We start from the raw sequence: 21,623 nt of genomic DNA on the forward strand, positions 1-21,623 counted from the left end.
CTTCCTTTATTGAGTTTTATCGATATATTCGAACAGGAAGGATTGTCCGTTTCGGTAAAAACGTGGATCGTAGACTCCTAATCTATCTCCATCGTCAACGATCACGACAAATGGTGACCATTCAGTAAGCGTCTTAGCTTCAGGTTTCTCGGAGAATAAAACATTAAGATCCGCATTTTCGGCGGAAGTAAGCTCAGCTTGAAGCTTTCTTTCTATGAATAGATTATCCTGAAAAATTTTGACTTCACTGTCATTTTTTGCGATTACCGTATATGTCCATGGAATGAAGCCTGCCGAAAGGGCAATCTGCTCATAATCGTCCTCATATTGATTATAAACCATCCAGCCTTGGACACTCTGGATAATGACATGCAGAGCAATGAAAATCCATGCAAGTTTGAAATAGGATGGACTTTTTACTTTATTAAACTTTGAAGCAACAAACGCTGTTCCGAGGATCACCCAGAATACGAAATCAATGATGGGGATTGTCCCAAATGTGATTCTTATATTGGAAAATGGCTCGAGATAGCCGGTTCCCCAGGCGTTGAATAAATCACTTGTATTATGGATGATCACCGCCAGCCAGCCAAGGAAGAATAGTTTTGCATCTTTTACTTTAAATAGAAGGAAAGATAGTAAAATAAATAAAGCGGCCCATAATGGCGTCAGGAATATCGAATGGGTGATGCCGCGGTGCCACATCTGGTAAAGACCTTCACTATCCCAGAGTTGTGAAATGACATCGATGTCCGGGATCTGGCTTGCGCCGACCGCGGTGAGTAAATAAGCACGTTTCTGCGTTTTTTTCATATGTTTTTTATCAACGGCGCCATATAAGGCTAAACCGAAAAGCGTATGCGTAACTGAATCCATGCAGCACCTCCTGAAATACATTATAATCTCAACAGGAAATAATTTAAAAGTCCTGATATGCAATTGCAGGATTGCAAACTTACCGCTAGAAAGATAAGATTAACTTTGTAGTAGAGAAAGTATAAATTTACACTTCGAGAATTGTCCAGCTCCAGCGCCTAGCCAGTTTTCATCCTTGGGTTGGCTTCCTCGAGTATCTTGCGAGAAGCGTTAGCTTTGAGCAGCTCGAGACGTTTCGGTCCGCCCAATGAAGTCAAAGAGCGACTTCACAGGTCAGCCCTCCAACGCTTGTCGGGGCTGACCAAGGCGCTTGCGCTTTTCTATGAGGAATTTTGCCTTTAAACAGAAAGGAAACATTTAATGATGAAAAAATTAAAAGATGAAGTACAATCGCGAAGGACATTTGCGATTATTTCCCACCCGGATGCCGGGAAAACGACACTAACGGAAAAGCTATTGCTCTTCGGCGGCGCTATCCGTGATGCTGGTACGGTAAAAGCGAAAAAGACAGGGAAGTTTGCGACGAGTGACTGGATGGAAATCGAGAAGCAGCGTGGAATATCCGTTACTTCCAGTGTCATGCAATTCGATTATGATGGGGTGAAGGTGAATATTCTTGATACACCAGGCCACCAGGATTTCTCTGAGGACACCTACAGAACATTAACTGCGGTCGACAGCGCCGTGATGATCATAGACTCAGCAAAAGGTATCGAGGACCAGACTTTAAAGCTTTTCAAAGTTTGCCGCATGAGAGGAATTCCGATCTTTACCTTTATCAACAAACTTGACCGCCAGGGGAAAGCACCTCTTGAGCTGCTGGCTGAATTGGAAGAGGTACTTGGAATTGAATCGTATCCAATGAACTGGCCGATTGGCATGGGTAAGGAGTTCCTTGGAATCTATGACCGATTCAACAACCGGATTGAACAGTTTCGTGTTGATGAAGACAAACGCTTTGTTCCATTGAACGAAGAAGGAGAAATCGAGGGTGAGCATTCTCTGAAAGAGTCTTCATTATACGACCAGACTTTAGAAGAAATCATGCTGTTGGATGAAGCGGGAAATGAATTCTCAAAAGAACGGATTTCAGATGGAACATTGACACCTGTATTTTTTGGAAGCGCCTTGACGACTTTCGGTGTACAGACTTTCCTTGATTCATACCTGCAATTTGCGCCGGCACCACAGCCGAGGAATTCGACAGCAGGGGAAATTGATCCCCATTCAGAGGAGTTTTCTGGTTTTATCTTTAAAATCCAGGCGAATATGAACCCGGCCCATCGTGACAGAATTGCCTTCCTCCGCATCTGCTCAGGCAAGTTTGAGCGAGGCATGACCGTCCAGCTTAGCCGTACAGGGAAATCAATGAAACTTGCACAGTCTACGCAATTCATGGCTGATGATCGCAGTACTGTTGAGGAAGCTGTAGCAGGTGACATCATCGGGCTTTACGATCCGGGCACATACCAGATTGGTGATACGATTGTTTCCGGCAAGGAAGGATACCAATATGAAAAGCTTCCACAATTCACACCAGAACTTTTCGTAAGGGTTTCAGCAAAGAACGTTATGAAACAAAAGCACTTCCATAAAGGAATCCAGCAGCTTGTCCAGGAGGGAGCCATCCAGCTATTCAAGACATTGAAGACGGAAGAGTACCTTCTTGGTGCTGTAGGTCAGCTCCAGTTCGAAGTATTCGAAGCAAGGATGCGCAATGAATATAATGTAGAAGTCCTTATGGAAAGACAGGGCTCCAAGATTGCCCGCTGGATCGAAGGTGACGATGTAAACGAAAACCTGTCCAGCTCCAGGAGCCTTCTTGTCACTGACCGTTATGACAAAAAAGTATTCTTATTCGAAAATGAATTTGCCTTAAGATGGTTCCAGGACAAGAATCCAGAAGTAAAACTTTATAATCCTATGGATGCTTCATAAAAGCTAGGGCCGGTATTGTTGAATACCGGCTCTTTTTGTATGGTTATGGATTTGTGAGATATTGGTATCAGATAATAAGTAAGGTGCTCGAAGAAAGACAGTGAACATAGCAAAGTTTCACTTTATAAAGTATTATCTATTGACATTTTCTAAAACAGATACTATATTAATATTATTCTATAACGCTTTTATGCATAAAAGCGTTTAAGTATAAAAGTTAAGTATAAAGTGCCGGCAGAAATTAGTAGAATCTCCATGAGCAGCACAAAGAAACTGGATGGTTGCTGAAAATCCAGGCAATGGCTGATTTGAATTACACCTGTCGCATATAGGCACTGTTAATGAAGTGGGCAGATATTATTGTTTGCCAATTAGGGTGGTACCGCGGAGCTCCTTCGTCCCTAGACTCAGAGGAGCTTTTTGTATTTTACTACTAATTGGGGGAATCATCATGTTAAACCAAAGCCAATCAACCACGCTGAAAACTTCTGAGGCTGCTGCTGTTATATTATTGCTTCTGACGGGAATCGGTTATGGCATGATAAAACTAGAACTAATGCCACACATTCCGGTCGTGATAGGAATCGGGTCATTGATAATTTATGGATTGCTGAAAAAAATCAAGATGGCTGAGCTTGAACAAAGTATGGTTGACGGTGCCAAGGCTGGCCTTGGAGCGGTGCTGATTTTTTTCTTTATTGGGATGCTGGTCAGCAGCTGGATTGCTGCCGGGACCATTCCTACTTTGATCTATTTCGCATTTGATTTAGTGACTGGTAAATGGTTTTATGCGATTGTCTTTATCGTCACATCTGTTGTTGGGCTAAGCATTGGCAGTTCACTGACTACCTCCGCTGTGATCGGTGTAGCATTCATCGCGGTTAGTGAAACGCTAGGATTCTCATTGGCAATCACGGCCGGGGCGGTAGTTTCGGGAGCATTCCTTGGTGATAAAATGTCACCGCTCTCGGATACAACAGTCCTGGCGTCTTCTACTGTAAAAGTAGACCTATTTGAACATATTAAAAATATGTCCTGGACAACGATACCTGCGTTCTTCATTTCACTCGTCATGTTTGCCGCCTTGTCGCCAGAACTGAGTTCAGCTGACTTCACAAAACTTGGAAACTTGCAGAATACTCTCGTGGAGTTGAATCTTGTACACTGGTACTCGCTCATTCCGCTTGCTGTCATTGCGATACTTGCAGTGAAAAAAGTGTCTTCTATTTTGACACTTGGAGCGGGAACGCTCTCCGCGATGGCAATCAGCATGATGGTTGTCCCGCAAAAGGACTGGGGCCAGCTACCGGGAATTTTATATTCAGGCTATGTTTCTGAGAGCGGCAATGAGCAGCTGGATTCCCTGTTGACCCGCGGAGGCCTTGAGAGCATGTTTTTTTCAGTCTCGCTCGTACTCCTTGCTTTAAGCATGGGCGGATTGTTATTCAAGCTTGGTGTTCTTCCGGCTTTATTGCGAGGGCTTGCCAGCAGTCTGGAAAAGGTGCCTGTTCTGGTTGGATCGACAGCTTTATCTGCGATTGGGATTAACTTTTTGATCGGTGAGCAATATCTTTCAATTCTTATAACAGGTAACACATTTGCAGGCCACTTCGAAAAAGCTGGACTGCATCCAAAAAATCTCTCTCGTGTCCTGGAGGATGCCGGGACAGTACTTAATCCACTTGTTCCCTGGAGTGTGTGCGGCGTTTTCCTTAGCAGCGTCCTTGGAGTCAGCACAATGGATTATGTACCATTTGCGTTCTTTTGTCTGCTGTCACCGGTATTGACACTGGCAGCAGGATTTACTGGAATAACCTTAACGAAGACAGGGAAAAATGCGGTGGCATAAGCTGCCGCTTTTTTTGTATTTTTACTGATTTTGATTATGTGCCCGAAACCTCAAAAATACATCTAAGTTGGGGCACATTACCCTATAAATAAAATGGGTGGTAATGTTAATACCTAAAAGTTTCAATAATCATTTGTTTCCGATAAAATGAAAGGTATGCTCATGGGATACAAATGTTAAAAATTGTTCCTTAAAATTGCATACTGGATAGTTGAATAATCCATGGTGCTTCACTATATTAATGATTGTACAGTAATAAACGTCCGGTCAGTCACTGTGTTTTATCGCCGAAAGGAGTTAGCGTATGAAAATCAGCAATTTTTCGATCAGAAGGCCTGTTTTTACATTAGTGACCATGTTCTTGGTCCTGATTCTTGGGGTTGTTTCATTGATGAGGATTCCTTTGAAACTGATTCCAGATATAAATCCTCCTGTTGGGGTAGTTGTGACCAATTACCAGGGAGCGAGTCCAGAGGAAGTCGTCGAAAAGGTGACCAAGCCACTTGAAGCTAATTTGGCTACTCTGCCAGGGATCAAGACGATGACGTCTACCTCACAGGAGGGGGCCAACCTTATCCTGATGCAATTTTCCTGGACAACCAATATTGATGATATCCAGGATGAAGTCATCCAAAGGCTGGATATGACGCCTATACCGGACGACGCGAATAAGCCGAGATTCATGAAGTTTGATCCGTCTCAATTTCCGGTCATCCAGCTATCATTAAGCTCTGGGCAGGATGAATCTGCGCTAAGGGAGCTGGCGGAAGAGCTAGAACTCGAGCTCACCAAGGTTGAAGGTGTAGCAAGTGTCAATTTATCCGGTACTTCCGTGCAGGAAGTAAGGGTTGAACTCGACCAGGATAAACTTAGAAGCTATAAACTGAGCCAGTCTGATATTGTGGACTTGATCAGGGCTAACGATGTGTCGATGCCAGGTGATACGATCTTGACGGATGGCAAAGAACTGACCACCAGAATCATCAGTACTTTGGATTCATTAGATACGTTGAAAAATCTGACAGTATTCAATAATCCCGTGACAAAGCAAAAGGTCACATTAAAGGATGTTGGAAAAGTTGAACTGCAGAAACAGGATGATCATACAATTACGAGGACGAACCAGACTCCTTCCGTCCTGTTGAGTGTCCTTCAGCAATCCGATGCCAACACTGCAGAAGTTTCTGAAGCTTTTCTCGAAGAGTTGGAGGTATTGCTTGAAAGGGACAAATACGCTGGGATAGAGTCGGAGGTACTCTTTGACCAAGGTGACTACATAAAAATGGCAATCGGCAATATTTCAAGCTCCCTGATTATCGGGGGATTGCTTGCGATGGCCGTTCTGTTCTTTTTCCTTAGAAATGTGAAGAGTCCGCTCATCATCGGAATTGCTATTCCGTATTCCGTCATCTTCACCTTCGTATTGATGTTCTTTGCTGATTTTACTTTGAATATCATGACACTTGGCGGGCTGGCACTTGGAATCGGGATGCTGGTTGATAACGCCATTGTCGTCATTGAAAATATTTATCGCCATCTTTCAATGGGCAAAGACTCTAAAACCGCTGCAAGGGATGGAGCTAAGGAAGTAGGAGCTGCCATTACTGCTTCAACTTTGACGACTGTAGCAGTGTTTTTGCCGGTTGTCTTCATCTCAGGTATCATCGGCGAGCTGTTTACAGAGTTTGCATTGACGATTTCATTCAGTTTGTTTGCTTCATTAGTGGTTGCATTAACCGTTGTTCCAATGTTAGCCAGCAGACTGTTGAAAGCTCCTAAGAAAAATATCGAAGCGAGAAGACAGCGTTCTGGCTCAATGAGAGGGTTGGAAAAATCGATCAGATGGGCACTTCGCCATCGATTCATTGTCATATTGATCACTTTACTGATGCTTGCTGGAGGCGGTTATGGCGTGACAACCGTGGGTACCCAGTTTATTCCTCCTACGGATGAAGGATTCTTCAGCATCAGGGTGAATCTCGAAAATGGAGCCGCTCTATCAGAAACTCAAAAAGTCATGGCTGCACTCGAAGATAAATTGAAAGGTGAAGAAAATGTCGATGTATATGTAAGCTTGGTTGGCACTACTCAAGAGGCTTCATTCAGGGGCACGACGAATGCCAATATCGGGGAACTATATGTAAAGATGGATGAGCTTGAAGAACGGGAAATCAGTACCTTCCAGTTTGTCGATGATGTAAAAAAAGAACTGGAACAAGCTGCGGAAAGTGCAAACAGTAGTGCTGAACTAAGTTTTAATATGCAGTCCACATCCGGGTCTGCTCCGAACACACTGACTTTCAACGTTCGCGACTCCAGTGAAAAACGGCTAAATGAGTCAGTTGATCAAATATATGATTCACTGAGGGAGCTCGAGGATGTTAATGAGCTGACTACAAGCCAGAATGAAACAGTCGAGGAAATCCAGATAACGGTTGACAGGGATAAAGCACTGACCCAGGGACTAGCGCCAGCGCAAATTGCCATGATTGTCAATAACGTGACAAGAGGGAATATGGCGACACAAATGCCTGGTGAAGATGGTGAAATTCTTGGTGTATATGTAGAATATGATAGTGAAGTAACGAAAAATATTGATGAGCTGAAACAGCTGTTAATCAAGAAGCCTGATGGTAACTTTGTCACTCTCGGCCAAGTTGCCAATATTGAGACCGGCAGCGGTCCTGTCAAAATTCAGCGAATCAATCAACAGGGTGCAGTTGAATTCACGATGAAATACAAATCCTCAACGAACCTTGGTGATATATCCAAGAAGGTGGATGAGAAGATAGAAGAGCTTGATTTACCAGAGGAAACTGAAGTTATATTCAGTGGAGACAGAGAACTGCTCGAATCATCAATTGATGATCTTGTATTGGCATTCGTTCTGGCTATCATCTTGATTTATCTCGTAATGGCGGCCCAGTTCGAGTCATTGAAGTATCCATTTGTCATCATGTTCACGGTCCCGTTGATGGTAATCGGTGTCGCACTGGCACTGACGGCAACGGGAACACCAGTCAGCTTGACAGTGGTTATCGGCATCATTGTGCTTGCGGGTATCGTTGTTAACAATGCAATTGTGATTGTCGACTATATCAACCAGAAGAAAGAGCGCGGTTTGATTCCACACGAAGCCATTGTCCTTTCGGTAAAAGACAGGGCACGCCCTATCTTGATGACGGCGCTGACGACCATTCTTGGGCTTCTCCCGCTTGCGCTTGGCGTCGGAGAAGGAACTGAAATCAACCAGCCAATGGGAATTACGGTCATTGGCGGCCTGATTAGCAGTACATTCCTCACCCTGTTTGTCATTCCGGTGGTTTATAGTTTCTTTGACAGGGATTATCGAAGGAGAAATAAAATGTATGCAACACCAGATGGACATCTTGTACCGGCTTATCTGCTACAAGAGCATTCAGAATCAGAATATGGAACCTTAGGTGAAGAGGGGCCGACTACCTTTCAAAGGGGAAAATACACTAAAGAAGAAATGGCCGGCATGTTAGAAGAGCTCCTTCGCCAAATAAAAAGCGAAGAAGATTCAAATCAAGATTTTAAAAGACGAAGGTAATTGCGAGATGCTTGGCTAAGATTAGCAAGCATCTTTTTTTCGAATAAGAGGGCTCCATGAAAAGAGAGGGGGTTTTCTTTGGGTAGTTCACACAGTATTTATTGTATTTTTCAGAATTATCAGCAAAATAATTGCCCTTGGAAGCGCTTATCGTTAAAATATAGCTAATTAACGGTGAGGAGGACATTAATGGAGTACGGATACTTTTTTACAGGATTTCCTGGATTCATCAGCAACCAATTGATTCGAGAAGTTTTGCGCAAAAATGATGGCAAAGGAAAATTTCATGTATTGGTACTGCCAAATATGGTTGAAAAGGCAGAGACTGAGAGAGTGGCAATCATTCAGGATTTTAGCCTGGATGAAAGTCAGTTTGAGATTATAAAAGGGGATATTACGTTTTCTGGCCTGGCGATTGACCAAGAAAAGCAAGCTCAGCTTGAGTCAGCAGTAACACATATCTTCCACCTGGCAGCTATATATGACCTCGCGGTTCCAAAGGGAATTGCGTACCGTGTAAATGTGGATGGAACCAGGAACGTGAATGAATGGGTGAAGACCTTAAAGAATCTCAAGCGCTATACGTACTTCAGCACCGGATATGTTGCCGGCAAAAGGGAAGGTATATTGTATGAGGATGAATTAATCAAGCCCCCCGGTTTCAAAAACTACTATGAAGAGACTAAATATGAAGCCGAAGTCCTTGTAGATGCATTGAAATCTGAGGTTCCTGTCACTATCATCCGGCCAGGAATCGTGAAGGGGCATTCAACAACAGGGGAAACCATCAAGTTTGATGGACCGTATTTCATCATGAATTTTATCGACCGCCTTAGCTTCATGCCATTCTTGCCAAAGCTCGGCAAAGGAGATACTGTTGTCAATCTTGTGCCAGTGGATTATATTATTGAGGCAACAACCTATTTGTCATTTTCAGATAAAGGGGCAGGGAAAACATATCATCTTACAGACCCTAAACCATACAAGGTGTCTGAGCTTTATGAAATGATGATGTACGAATTATTGAAGAAGCAGCCAAAAGGTGCTGTACCATTGGTGCTGGCAAAAGGAGGACTCAATTTCCGGGTGATCCGGCGGTATCTTGGGGTCGAAAAAGAAGCGCTTGATTATTTTACATGGAGAGGCAGTTTCGATTCATCCCAGGCACAGGACGACCTAAAGGATTCAGGAATCAATTGCCCGGATTTCAAAGAAGGGATTGCAGCAATGGCGGCTTTCTACCGAGAGAACAAACATAAAACTCAATACCAAATCGACATAATATAAAAACTCAATTTTTTTGGCAGGTGAATGAACGTGCATTCAGTTGAAGAAGTAAGAAAGATGTCTGTTGTGGCACCAGCGACAGGAGAGGTTATTGCCGAGATTGAAGAAACTCCTGTCCATGAGGTTCCAGTCTTCTACCAGAAGGCTAGGGAGGGTTTTGAAAATTGGAGCGGCCTTACCATCTCTGAACGTAGCGGATATTTAAAGAAGCTAAAGCAGCTGATGGTCGATGAAATGGACCAAATTGCCAAGGTCATATCAGATGATACAGGCAAGGTGTTAACCGAGTCCATTGTGGCCGATATCATGCCGACACTTGATGCAATCGATCATATTATCAGTCATGCAGAAAAGGTTCTTAGCAGGAAAAAAGTAAAAACACCTTTATTGCTAATCGGCAAAAAATCCTTTATTGAATATATGCCGCGTGGTGTTGTCCTTGTAATATCTCCCTGGAATTACCCTCTGCAGCTGGCGATGGTCCCGATGATCAGTGCTCTGGCAGGAGGCAATTCTGTAATTTTGAAGCCATCAGAAGTAACCCCGCTTGTTGGAAAGTGCATTGAGGACTTGTTCCGTCGCTCAGGCTTCCCGGAAGGAACAGTCCAGATCGCGCATGGCGGCAAAGAAGTTGGTGCTGCTTTTACTTCAGGTAAGCCAGATTACATCTTTTTTACAGGCTCGGTACGTACAGGGAAAATCATCCAGCAGCAGGCTGCGAAAGATTTGATTCCGACAACTCTCGAGCTTGGCGGTAAGGACCCGATGATTGTTTTTGAAGATGCAAACCTCGATAGAGCAGTGAAAGCAGCTGCCTGGGGTGCTTTTACAAACAGCGGTCAGGTTTGCATGAGTGCTGAACGGTTATATGTGGAACGGTCAATATATAGCAAGTTACTTGAAAAATTGAAAGAAGAAGTCAATTCTCTTCAGTTGGGGAACGATATTGATTCAGATGTCGGGTCAATGACTTTTCCAGCCCAGAAAGACGTGGTGAAAGCTCAGCTCGATGAAGCACTTGAACGGGGAGCGAAATTGGAGACTGGGCTGAAGCCTTCTGATTGGAAGGGAGATATGTTCCTGCCGCTTACAGTCATTACTGGAGTAGAGCAAGATATGAAAATCATCCAAGAGGAATCCTTTGGCCCGTTGCTCCCAGTTGTCCCATTCGATACGGAAGAGGAAGCAATTGCCTATGCTAATGGAACCGTGTTTGGACTAAATGCAAGTGTCTGGACCAGTGATAAAGCTAAGGCTCGTCGTGTCGCTTCCAGACTAGTGTCAGGAGCTGTCGTCATCAATGATGTGCTCATTACAGTTGCTAACCATGGTCTTCCATTTGGAGGGACCAAGGAAAGCGGAATTGGCAGATATCATTCTGAGGCGGGATTAAGAATCTTTTGTCATGAAAAAGCAATCATGGAAGACATGGGTTTCATGAATTCCGAAATTCAATGGTACCCTTATAAAGGCAAATATCCATTGTTTTTGAATTTATTCAAAAGCTATTTTGCCGACAAAAGAGATTGGATCACTTTTGCGAAAAACTATATCGCCCTTTTAAAGAGCAACAAATAATTACAGCCGTCTCGTTACTCGGGGCGGTTTTCTTTTGGAGCTAGTTTAACAGAAGGAGAAGTGCTATCTTTTCCGTGGTTATGATTTTAGTTGATAACAGGATCATATTTTCACGAAATAAATTTAACAATTAACTGGAAAAATGATAATTCAAAGCACAATTTGGACAATCTAAAACAAGTAGCAAGATGTACAGGGATTTTTAAACCATCGAACTATTAAGGTGTCCTTTTAATACTGTTGAAAATTCAGCATTAAAAATAGCACCAACAATATGACTAAAGGATGAAACATGACGTGGCGATAAAAAAGAAATTAACCAAACTAGAAGCGGTAATGTGGAGCATCGCACTGCCAGGGTTTGCCCAGTTACTGACGGGAAACCTTGTAAAGGGGATATTTTTTGTCATACTGGAGTTCCTTGTTAACGTTAATAGTAATTTTAACAAAGGAATAATGTATAGCTTCCTTGGTGAGACAGAAAAGGCTATGTATGTCCTGGACTATCAGTGGCTGATGTTTTATCCATGTTTATATATGTTCGCCATGTGGGATGCATATAGGAGCGTCATGCCTGAAGGAGAAAAAATCACCTTCTTGCCTTTTGTTTTTTCTGCCTATTTCGTAACTGTTGGTTTGATGATATCCCCAAAGGTTAAAATATTTGGTGTATTTCCAGGACCAGTTTTCCTTCCAATGCTTTTTGTCATTCCCGGAATGCTTACCGGATTCCTGATCAGGAAGTTATTGCTTAAGTTTTATTACCACTAGAATTCAGGGGTTAACCTATACATAGGCTTAACAATGAGCCCTTTCTGCTGGGAGTACTCATATGTGTGAATTTCAACAGGAATAATTAATAACTACATTACAATTTATTGGTAATAAAAGGTTAAATGAGAAAGGTTTTATTTGTTCAAATGGTAATTGCTTGATTTTTAATGTTTTTAATAACTAAAATCCCTTACAAAACCTTATATAACAACAATCTTCTTCATACTTCGGTCATATTTTGACTGAAGCTTTTTTATTTTTTCCCAAAAAACCCCCATAACATAGTAAGCACATACGTAACCATTTAGTGATTAAAGCGGCCGCTCCTAAAAACATACGAGGTGAACTGAGAATGAAGAAACTTTCTAACCAAGAGATGAAAAAAATCGCTAAGAGTACATTGGCTCTAGTGCTTGCTGGAACATTTACATTTTCGCCAGTTGCAATGGCGGAAGAGAACAATTCTGAGATCGAAACTGTAGAGTTGCAAAATGTCAGCACTGAAGAGATTGAAGAAGTAAAGACACAGGTCGATGAGCTTGAAGAAACGAATCCATCTTTGATTCCTGGTGACTTCTTCTACTTTGCTAAAATCGCACTGGAGAAAATAAGGCTTGCTTTTACAATTGATGATGCTAAAGAAGCAGAATTACTTGCTACATATGCAGCAGAACGCCTTCAAGAGGCAAGTGCTTTGTTCGCTGAGGGTAACGAAGAAGAAGCCCTTAAAGTAATCGAAGCTGCTGTTGAATACATGGAATCTTCACAGGAAATTGTAGATGAGGAAGTATCAAAGGAAGAAGAAACAAACACTGAAGATGGAGCAACCACTGATGAAGACACAGAAGGAACAGATTCAGAAGAGTCAACTGAAACTGGTGAAGAGCCTGCCGATGATTTAGTCGCTGAAGAGCCAAGTGATCTAGACGGGGAAGAAGAGTCAGTGGAAGAAGAAGTTGAAGGTGAAGATCCTTTCGAAGAGATTGAAGGAATGCTCAGGCAGAATATCGTTGCATTGAAAGCTGCTATGGAACACGTTGGCAATGACAATGCGAGAGCACAGCTTCAAAAGAACATTGATAAAACATACGCTAAGATGGCAAAGAAATTAGCTAAATTAGAAGAAAAATATGCTGAGGAGCCTGTTGAGGAAGAGGAAAATACTGAAACAACTGAGCCAGTTGAATTAGAACCAGTAGTTGAATCAGACCTCTTGCCTGCAGATGAAACAGCTGAAGTGCCTGAAGAAACAATGCCTGCAGATGATGATACAACGGTTGTTCCAGCAGTAGTTTCAGTAAAGGCAGAAAAAGAAAAAGCTAAGCAAGAACGCAAGGAAGCTAAACAGCAAAAGAAAGAAGAAAAACAACAGGCTAAGCAGGATAAGAAAGAACAGAAATCAAACAAGCATGGAAATAAAGGCAATGGAAATGGCAACGGAAAAGGTAACGATAAAAACTAATGCAAAATGAACAATAGACTCGAAAAGGTAGCCGTAATTGGCTATCTTTTCACTGCCTAACCACAGAAAGAGAATTTGACAGTCTATGATATAATGTGGGAAGAAAAGAGGTGAGGCTATTGCTAAGTTTATTGTTCATGGCAAAGAAAAAGCGCAGGCCACTGGAAGAAACCGTAGAAAAAATCCACCAGGGGGATGCTGCTTTAAGAGAAGAATTGATTGATTCTTACAAGCCATTTATCGCGAAGACTGTTTCGTCTGTCTGCAAGAGATACATACATGAGTCTGACGATGAATTTAGCATTGGCCTCATCGCATTTAACGAGGCAATTCAGAAATATTCATCTGAAAAAGGAAATTCTTTATTAAGCTTTGCAGAAGTCATGATCAAGCGAAGGGTGATTGATTATATCCGCCAGCAAAGCCGGAATCAAAACCTGAGCTTCCACATCTCAAATGACCCGACTGAGGAAGAACAACAGCGGTCGACTATTGAAGATGAGCTATCTCTAGATGAGTTCAGAAAAAAAACAGAACAGGAACTTAGAAGAGAAGAAATCATGCAATTCCAAGCGGTATTGAAAGAATTTGACCTATCTTTCCAGGATTTGCTCGAGCAGTCGCCTAAGCATGCAGATGCTCGTAAAAACGCAATGCTTGTTGCAAAATCAATGGTTGAAGACGAGGAATTGAAGAATTTCCTTCTCGATAAAAAACGCTTGCCAATCAAGCAATTAGAAGACATGGTCAAAGTCAGCAGAAAAACCATAGAGAGAAACAGAAAATATATTATTGCTATCGCACTTATATTAATTGGGGATTATGTCTATTTAAAGGATTATATTAAAGGGGTGTTAGAGACATGAGAAAAGGGGTTATCCTTGAAATCAATGATCTTTACCTAACATTGTTGACCCCCGAAGGCGAGTTTTTGCGAGCCCGAAAGCATCAACAAGATTATCAGTTAGGAGAAGAAATTCATTTTTTTCCCGAAACAGAAACTGTTAAAAGAAAGAAATTCAATTTATCGTTTTTAAATAGCTTCAAGGCAAGGACTATTGCACTTGCTGCAGCATTTATGCTGATCATGTCTGCGCTTCTTCCGGCCTACCACGACGGACAGGTTTACGCGTATATGTCTATTGATGTGAACCCTAGCATTGAACTGGCAGTAAACGATGATTTAAAGGTCCTTCAAATGATAGGCTATAACCCTGAAGGGGAAGAAATCATTGGTGAAATAAAGGGCTGGAAAAAAAGAGATGCAGCCGTGGTCGCAGAGATGATCATTGAGGAAATCGAGGAAGAAGGTTTCTTAAAAGAAAAAAATGACATTGTCATCGCAACTGTCCACAATAAACAGGCAAAAGAATCAGTAGATCAAAAACTAGAAAAAAAGATATCTGAAATTAAAAAATCAACACAAATGGAAGACCTGAATGTTAAAGTGATGGAAGCAACAATGGAAGACAGGGAGAAGGCACAAAAGCAGGGTGTTACTACTGGTGTATACAAAGAAAAGCAAAAGGATATGCCGAAGCCTGCAGAAAAGCCGGTTGAAAAGAACAAAAAAGCCAACCCAGAACCTGCAAAGAAAGATCCTGCTCCAGCAGTTGTTCCACAGCCTGAAAAGAAGGAACCACCAGGTCAGGAAAAGAAAAATAATCCTGCAATTCCAGAAGGAAATCCGAACAAGTCGGATACACAGGCACCTAAAAAAGGCAATGGGAATAAAAATTCTGGTTATAACAGTAATAGCCAGGGTAACAACAAACATGCTTATAAAGGCAATAAAAACAGTCAAGACCGACACCAATATAAAAATGGAAAAAAGTCTAACACTCAGCAAGGCCCAAAAAGTGACAGCAGGGGACAAGCTGAGAAAAACAAAGACAATCGCAGAAGTATGAAATAGCTAATTTTAAAAGTCCGGAACCTACATCCGGACTTTTTTCCATGTTCATATTCAATTGTTTGTTTGATAATGGATATCCTAAATACGATAACCAATATTCTTGTACATTATTGCTGATTTTGCCCAGATAGCTGTGCCTGAGCCTGTTGGACAAGGCGTTTTGTGATCTCTCCGCCTACTGAACCATTTGCTCTGGAAACCGTATCTGAACCGAGGTTAACTCCGAATTCCTGAGCAATTTCATATTTAACCTGGTCCATGAACTGTTCCACTCCAGGAACCAGCAATTTATTTGAATTTCGAGCCATTATTATCAACTCCTTTGATGGTATACAGAGAGAAATTTTCTCTGTATAGATAGTTTGAACAATGCAGGCAAGTTCATGAGTGGTAATCTTTTATCCATTTGGATAATGTTTACCGTATAGTATCGGGAGAAACTGCAAGAAAGTACTTTATTAATCAGATGATATTCTTTATCATAGGTATGTATATGATTCAGGGCTGAAAGGAAGCAATTATGTGGATTAATATTAGAAGAAGGTTAGACAAATTATCTCCTGCGCAAATTATCGTTGCGTATTATTTGATTGCGGTAGTAGTCTCGATGAGCTTATTAAGTTTACCTATTGCCATACAGCCCGGGGCAAAATGGTCTTTCATGGATGCGTTATTCACTGCCGCAAGTGCCGTAAGTGTTACCGGTCTTTCAGTAATAACGGTACGGGATACATTCACTGTGCCGGGAATCTTTATCCTTATGTTTGTCCTGCAGTTCGGCGGGATTGGTGTCATGGCACTTGGAACCTTCTTCTGGTTGATCATACGGAAGAAGATTGGACTTAAGGAACGCAGATTAATCATGATGGACCAGAACCAGACCTCGATGTCAGGCCTCGTCAAAATGCTAAAAGAAATTCTTGTGATCATTGTCATTATTGAAATAATTGGTGCGCTGCTATTAGGATTATATTTTTTACAATACTTCCCGACATGGCAGGAAGCTTTTCTCCATGGTTTGTTTGCATCTGTTAGTGCTACAACCAATGGAGGGTTTGATATTACCGGAGCCTCATTGATTCCATATGCACAGGATTATTTTGTGGTTACAATCAATATACTCCTGATTACACTTGGTGCAATTGGATTCCCTGTATTGGTTGAGTTGAAAAGTTTCATTTTTAGGAGAAAAAAGAGTGCTCCATTTCATTTTTCACTATTCCTAAAAATCACGACTCTAATGTTTCTCGTTCTCCTGATTTTTGGAACTGTTTCTATTTGGGCTTTGGAATATAATCATTTTTTCTCTGATAAATCGTTGCTGGATTCTTTCTTTTATGCGTTTTTCCAATCCACGACAACCAGAAGTGGTGGTTTGTCGACAATGGATGTAAATGATTTTACAGATCCGACACTGTTCCTGATGGCAGCTTTGATGTTTATTGGAGCTTCTCCAAGCTCTGTCGGCGGAGGAATCCGTACAACAACCTTTGCGCTGAATCTCTTATTCCTCTACCATTTTGCACGCGGAAGAAGAGCGGTAAAAATTTTCAACAGAGAACTGCACCAGGATGATGTTATAAAATCTCTGGTTATTTCAATTATGGCTGTGCTAATATGTTTCCTCGCCGTCATTATCCTAATGGTGACAGAGAATCAATCACTATTGGCCATTATTTTTGAAGTTGCTTCTGCATTTGGTACAACAGGCTTATCCATGGGAATCACCCCAGATCTTTCGACTGTCGGTAAAATGGTCTTAATCATCCTGATGTTCATCGGAAGAGTTGGAGTTATATCCTTCCTGTTGATTATTGGCGGAAAAACAGAGAAAGAAAGCATCCATTATCCAAAAGAGCGTGTAATAATAGGCTGATGGTTGATATCAAAAAAATCCGGGAAATCCCGGATTTTTTTGTTCTTCTTTAAAAATGCTTCGAAGAATGTCCCATCTCTATAGATTGTAGTCGCCCACCATGGTGATTATGTTGTCTTAGTCCTGGCCTTTGCTTGCATCTTTTGTAGGGTGCATGAATGGATAGGCTTGCGGTTTTCTCTTTTCCTCAAGAAGTTCCCTGTTTTCAGCAGTATTCCATCCTATATCGTTCGTCGGGTGCACCCATTCATCACCGGCCATTACTGCTGGATCCGTATCATCGGTCCATTTTTCCAGCGGTGAGTTTTCTGATTCATAAAGACTGTCTCCAATGATGACGCCATGCTCATTTTTGAATGGAGCTTTCATTTCGATACCTGTATCCTTGAAGCTGGGAGCGTTAATTTGGTGAGGCAGGGTTTCCTCAATATCTATTGGTTTTAGCTCCCGTTCTTTTTTTGTCATTGCAGCTCCTCCTTTTTAATTTATTTTTTGTTTGATGCCGTTTTTTATAAGACAGTTCATTTTGTAAAATTAGGTAATCAAATCAGTACATAGCAAATCGCCGATTGAAAAAAATAGTAGTATGGAGGTGGTTAGAATGGCTAAACGGAAGGCAGAAAGAAATGCTTTGGCTAAATATACAAACACACCTAAGAAAAATCTTCAGGAAAGCGAATTTTCTGCAGAATTTGCCCATGGGGAAGATCCAGGCAAATTTGCAAACAGAAATTCAAAGCAGGGCAGGAAAGGAAGATCGTGATGAAAAAGCATGAAGGTCGGCACCAAAAGCCAATGAACGTTGAATTTGGCATGGAATTTGGCGATATAAATGCTGTTAAGTTTCATGAAATCCCTTTTAGTGGGAAAAAAGCGAAAAGCAAAGCTGATAAAGAGTGTAAATAACATTAAGTAGAGTCAAAAAAAAAGCCGGCTGTATTAAGCCGGCTTTACATCTTGCGCTTTAAAAGTGAAAAATTGAGGGCGATCCAATTTAGAATCAAAATAAACAAGCATATAAGAAGGGGAGTGCTCAATTTCTCCATCTTCAATAAACTTTTCCAAATCAATAGTTATATCTTCAAGCAGCGTATGCTTATATAATTCTTTTTCACTAATGTTCAATTCGGAGTACTGATGGCCAAGGACCTCAGGATTATGAATGATGCCACGGTACAATTCAGAACGTTCCTGTTTGTCCAAACTAAGTTCCCACCAGGGCTTTCGCGGCTTGTATTTCATGCTTGCAAGGTAATCATACTTCATCAAGCTCTCAATTCCTTCTAGATTTTCCACACCTATTTCCTGCAGGAAATGGAATAGCCTCTTGAATAAGTCTTCGAGCTGATGGCCAATTCGAGACCAGCCCCTCATCTCCCAATAAGAGCCGAAATCCTGGAAGAAATCAAATGGTGATGGGAATACCTTTGTGACTAGATATTCAACGGTTCGATCCATCCTGTGGTCATTCCAATATTTTTCGAGTACATCTTCAACCTGCTTGATCTTGATGATGTCGTTGAAATCGAGGACATTATTCCCAAGGATTTCATATGGAGAATGATCCATATATACATAATTTTGCTGGTCAGCTCTCAGTCTCAATCCCGTCCCTCTGAGCATCTTCAGGAAGCCAAGCTGCAATTCTTCAGGCCGCATTGCAAATACATCATTAAATGTTTTTTTGAACGATTGATAATCTTCTTCTGGTAAACCGGCAATTAAGTCAAGGTGCTGGTCAATCTTGCCCCCTTCCTTAACCATTGTGACAGTCCGCTTTAGCTTATCGAAATTCTGTTTTCTCATGACCAACTCATTTGTATAATCATTGGTCGACTGAACCCCAATTTCAAAGCGGAACAATCCGGCAGGCGCTTCCTGGTTCAGGAATTCAATAACCTCAGGACGCATGATATCGGCTGTGATTTCGAATTGGAACACCGTGCCAGGCAGGTGCTCATCAATCAAGAACCGGAACATTTCCATTGCATAGCTCCGGCTGATATTAAACGTCCTGTCGACGAATTTAATGGTCTTTGCCCCATTCGCCATTAAATAACGTATATCGTCCTTGATTTTCTCCCTGTCAAAGTAACGGACACCTACTTCAATGGAGGAGAGGCAAAACTGGCAGCTAAAGGGGCAGCCGCGGCTTGTCTCAAGATAAGTTACCCTCTTGGAGAGATGGGGTAGGTCTTCTTCAAAACGATATGGAGATGGAAGCTCTTTCAACTCCAACTTATTCCGTTGGGGATTCATTCGGATGCTCTCGTCTTTTCGATAGGCTATCCCGGGGACTTCTGAAAAGTCAGTTCCTGAAGCTAGTGCAGAAAGAAGCTGCTTGAATGTCTGTTCACCTTCACCGATGACGATAAAATCAAACTCTGGCACTTCCTGCATCCAATCCTGAACGTCATAAGTAACCTCTGGGCCCCCTACAATAATTTTAATTTCAGGGTTGATTTTTTTAATCATCTTGATGACTTTAATTGTTTCTTCAATATTCCAAATGTAGCAGCTGAATCCAATGACATCAGGTTGCTTTTGAACCAAATCAGATACAATATTGATTGCGGGGTCTTTGATTGTATACTCAACGAGCTTGACATCAAACTCTGGATTAGCATATGCCTTAAGATATCTGATCGCAAGATTGGTGTGTATATATTTCGCGTTTAGCGTTGTTAAAACTATGTTCATTGAAAAAATCTCCTTTGTATAAATCCAGCAGCAAATCAACTTTTAATTATATCTCAGTTTGGACAAAAAAGACAGCTTGAATGCAGTTGAAGAAAAAGGAAAAGAGGCTGTTTAAAAAGTAGCTTTTCAAACAGCCTTGTTTTTTCTTGTTAAATGGCATTGTTGATTTCCTCTCCACTTACTTCGCTTTCCTGGGAAGAATTTTGTAAAAGCCCAATTGCCGGCTTTTACAAAATTCTTCCTAGGGCGTGCCGGGGAGCCTCCTCGAAATTGCCCACGCACGATGGAAATGCGTTAGCATTATCGGAGGAGTCTTCGTGCCTTCCGCTTGAGCCAACATAAAGTGAGTCACTTAATATAGGGCATAGAAAAAGAGACTGTTTGGTAATTTGTATACCTTTTAACAGTCTCTTTTTAGTCTACAATGCTATTTGTCTAACTACTCAACAGCTTTCTTCTATAAAACCTCAGGATGGCTGTGAAGCGGGTTTTAAGGCGGTTGATCCGTGAGGTTTTAAACTCGATTAACGGTTGTGCTATTGCTGCTGCGTACTTGCTGGACAACAGGAAAGTGAGCAGCAGTGCGATGACTGCAAGCAAAAGGATTCGTTCAGGACTATGGAAGAAGTTCTGAACTTCGCTTTCGCGGAAGGTTCGTACAAAAAAGCCGTGCAGCAGATATACGTAAAGTGTATTTTTTCCAAGGTCTGTAAAGAAATATTGCTTCTTAGGAACAATTGTCAAGAAGCTGAACACCATCAGCAAGCTTAATAAGTAAAAGCCCAAACGAGTGAACATGCTTGATAATGAAGCTGCTTCCATCAATGAGTAAGGTTTAGAACCAAGAAGCCATTTATAGTCTATATCTGGATTAAAATAGAATCCTAAAAATACTATTGCGAAGCTTAACAGTGCTCCAACCTTGAAGGCTGGACTTGTCAATGTTTTTATATGGTCCTTCGTCAAATGGTACCCGAGCAGGAACAACGGAAAGAAGACAAATGTCCTTGAAAGGCTCAGATAGTTGGATATCCAGTCTACATACCCGACACCTAATCCCAATCCAAAAGCAATCAGCAGTCCAGCCGGTGCGTTAAGTTTTGTAAAAGCAATCAGCATAACGTTCCAGCAGAATAAACTGATCAAAAACCATAGAGACCAATGCGGGTTCAGTGGATCCATAGTAAAAGTGGACTTGCTGTAAAGGAAATAATAGAAAATAGAATAGATCAACTGAAAAATAAAGTATGGCAGAATTAACTTTTTGGCAATTTTCATTACATAGCCTTTTTTATTGAAGCCTCTCGCAAAAAATCCAGAAACCAGGATGAAGGCAGGCATATGGAATGTATAAATGACTTTATAAACATTATAAATCATTTCATTGTCTTCAATGAACGAGCGCAAAAGATGGCCAAATACGACGAAAAAAATCAAGATGAACTTGGCATTGTCAAAGTAGTAATCTCGTTGTTTCATATTTCCTCCCTTAATTAGAGACCCCCAAAATACTAACCCTTTTATACCCCAACTAGGATAAATACAAACTAGGCTAATTGCTCAAAATTAAGGAACTAGTTCCTGATTAAGAAAAAAACGCTTCTGTACTAATACAAATTTATCTCTGTTATATAAAAGTATTTCATTATAAAATACGGCTTAACTAGAATATTTTTGGGCGTGTTCCAATAAAAAAGTTCAAATGTTTGATATATGTCACAGCTTAATGATCGTAAAGTCTATAAAATTATTAGTGGGGAATGTTTAAATTCAATTACCTTTTAACTAAATTGG

17 protein-coding genes are annotated in these 21,623 nt (G+C 41.3%); 12 read left to right on the forward strand and 5 right to left on the reverse strand.

Translation table 11 applies throughout. From position 1 onward, the window contains the following. Positions 1 to 6: 6 nt before the first annotated feature. Positions 7 to 876 carry a metal-dependent hydrolase gene (locus DYI25_RS01975; protein WP_213366433.1) on the reverse strand — a complete coding sequence of 290 codons (870 nt, stop codon included), beginning with the start codon at positions 874 to 876 and terminating at the stop codon, positions 7 to 9. Between the two features lie 363 nt (positions 877 to 1,239). On the opposite strand from DYI25_RS01975, the gene DYI25_RS01980 reads away from it, so the two are divergent. From DYI25_RS01980 to DYI25_RS02020, 9 genes are all read left to right on the forward strand, one after another. Next, positions 1,240 to 2,814, forward strand: a complete 1,575-nt coding sequence (locus tag DYI25_RS01980) for a peptide chain release factor 3 (protein WP_342032504.1) — start codon at positions 1,240 to 1,242, stop codon at positions 2,812 to 2,814. A 451-nt stretch (positions 2,815 to 3,265) separates the two neighbouring features. Beyond that, positions 3,266 to 4,663, forward strand: coding sequence for a Na+/H+ antiporter NhaC family protein (locus DYI25_RS01985; protein ID WP_213366440.1), 1,398 nt, complete (start codon positions 3,266 to 3,268; stop codon positions 4,661 to 4,663). Between the two features lie 304 nt (positions 4,664 to 4,967). Next, complete coding sequence (locus tag DYI25_RS01990) at positions 4,968 to 8,237, forward strand: efflux RND transporter permease subunit (RefSeq protein WP_213366443.1); 3,270 nt, start codon at positions 4,968 to 4,970, stop codon at positions 8,235 to 8,237. A 189-nt stretch (positions 8,238 to 8,426) separates the two neighbouring features. Beyond that, on the forward strand, positions 8,427 to 9,524 hold the full coding sequence (locus tag DYI25_RS01995; RefSeq protein ID WP_213366446.1) for an SDR family oxidoreductase: 1,098 nt from the start codon (positions 8,427 to 8,429) through the stop codon (positions 9,522 to 9,524). Positions 9,525 to 9,554: 30 nt separating this feature from the next. Next, positions 9,555 to 11,102, forward strand: a complete 1,548-nt coding sequence (locus DYI25_RS02000) for an aldehyde dehydrogenase family protein (protein ID WP_342032464.1) — start codon at positions 9,555 to 9,557, stop codon at positions 11,100 to 11,102. A 336-nt stretch (positions 11,103 to 11,438) separates the two neighbouring features. After that, on the forward strand, positions 11,439 to 11,873 hold the full coding sequence (locus DYI25_RS02005) for a hypothetical protein (protein ID WP_249745340.1): 435 nt from the start codon (positions 11,439 to 11,441) through the stop codon (positions 11,871 to 11,873). Positions 11,874 to 12,228: 355 nt separating this feature from the next. Further along, a complete protein-coding gene (locus tag DYI25_RS02010) occupies positions 12,229 to 13,338 on the forward strand; it encodes a DUF5667 domain-containing protein (protein ID WP_213366455.1) in 1,110 nt (369 codons plus the stop codon). Between the two features lie 119 nt (positions 13,339 to 13,457). Continuing rightward, entirely contained in the window at positions 13,458 to 14,204 is a 747-nt protein-coding gene (gene sigI / locus DYI25_RS02015) for an RNA polymerase sigma factor SigI (RefSeq protein ID WP_213366458.1), read from the forward strand. Next, complete coding sequence (locus DYI25_RS02020) at positions 14,201 to 15,253, forward strand: anti-sigma factor domain-containing protein (protein ID WP_213366461.1); 1,053 nt, start codon at positions 14,201 to 14,203, stop codon at positions 15,251 to 15,253. The genes sigI and DYI25_RS02020 overlap by 4 nt, the downstream gene beginning before the upstream one ends. 107 nt (positions 15,254 to 15,360) lie before the next feature. Here the strand turns inward: DYI25_RS02020 and DYI25_RS02025 are convergent, their stop codons facing one another. Then, positions 15,361 to 15,561, reverse strand: coding sequence for an alpha/beta-type small acid-soluble spore protein (locus DYI25_RS02025; RefSeq protein WP_023615143.1), 201 nt, complete (start codon positions 15,559 to 15,561; stop codon positions 15,361 to 15,363). A gap of 212 nt (positions 15,562 to 15,773) precedes the next feature. Between DYI25_RS02025 and DYI25_RS02030 the strand changes: the two genes are divergently transcribed. Beyond that, entirely contained in the window at positions 15,774 to 17,129 is a 1,356-nt protein-coding gene (locus tag DYI25_RS02030; protein ID WP_213366464.1) for a TrkH family potassium uptake protein, read from the forward strand. Between the two features lie 117 nt (positions 17,130 to 17,246). Here DYI25_RS02030 and DYI25_RS02035 read toward each other — a convergent pair whose 3' ends face one another. Next, positions 17,247 to 17,594: a DUF3905 domain-containing protein gene (locus tag DYI25_RS02035; RefSeq protein WP_213366467.1), complete on the reverse strand. Its 348-nt coding sequence runs from the start codon at positions 17,592 to 17,594 to the stop codon at positions 17,247 to 17,249. A 136-nt stretch (positions 17,595 to 17,730) separates the two neighbouring features. Here DYI25_RS02035 and DYI25_RS02040 point away from each other — a divergent pair, with 136 nt between their 5' ends. Continuing rightward, a complete protein-coding gene (locus DYI25_RS02040; RefSeq protein ID WP_023615140.1) occupies positions 17,731 to 17,892 on the forward strand; it encodes a hypothetical protein in 162 nt (53 codons plus the stop codon). Next, the gene (locus DYI25_RS02045; protein ID WP_213366470.1) at positions 17,892 to 18,035 is read left to right on the forward strand and encodes a hypothetical protein; all 144 of its coding nucleotides are present in this window, start codon (positions 17,892 to 17,894) and stop codon (positions 18,033 to 18,035) included. Before DYI25_RS02040 ends, DYI25_RS02045 begins: the two co-directional genes overlap by 1 nt. 33 nt (positions 18,036 to 18,068) lie before the next feature. On the opposite strand, the gene DYI25_RS02050 is transcribed toward DYI25_RS02045, so the two are convergent. Both DYI25_RS02050 and DYI25_RS02055 read right to left on the reverse strand, forming a co-directional pair. Next, positions 18,069 to 19,829, reverse strand: a complete 1,761-nt coding sequence (locus DYI25_RS02050; protein WP_213366473.1) for a B12-binding domain-containing radical SAM protein — start codon at positions 19,827 to 19,829, stop codon at positions 18,069 to 18,071. Between the two features lie 435 nt (positions 19,830 to 20,264). Continuing rightward, a complete protein-coding gene (locus DYI25_RS02055) occupies positions 20,265 to 21,308 on the reverse strand; it encodes an acyltransferase family protein (protein WP_213366476.1) in 1,044 nt (347 codons plus the stop codon). Positions 21,309 to 21,623: the final 315 nt, after the last annotated feature.

It is taken from the genome of Mesobacillus boroniphilus, from assembly GCF_018424685.1.
Classification (GTDB): domain Bacteria; phylum Bacillota; class Bacilli; order Bacillales; family Cytobacillaceae; genus Mesobacillus; species Mesobacillus boroniphilus_A.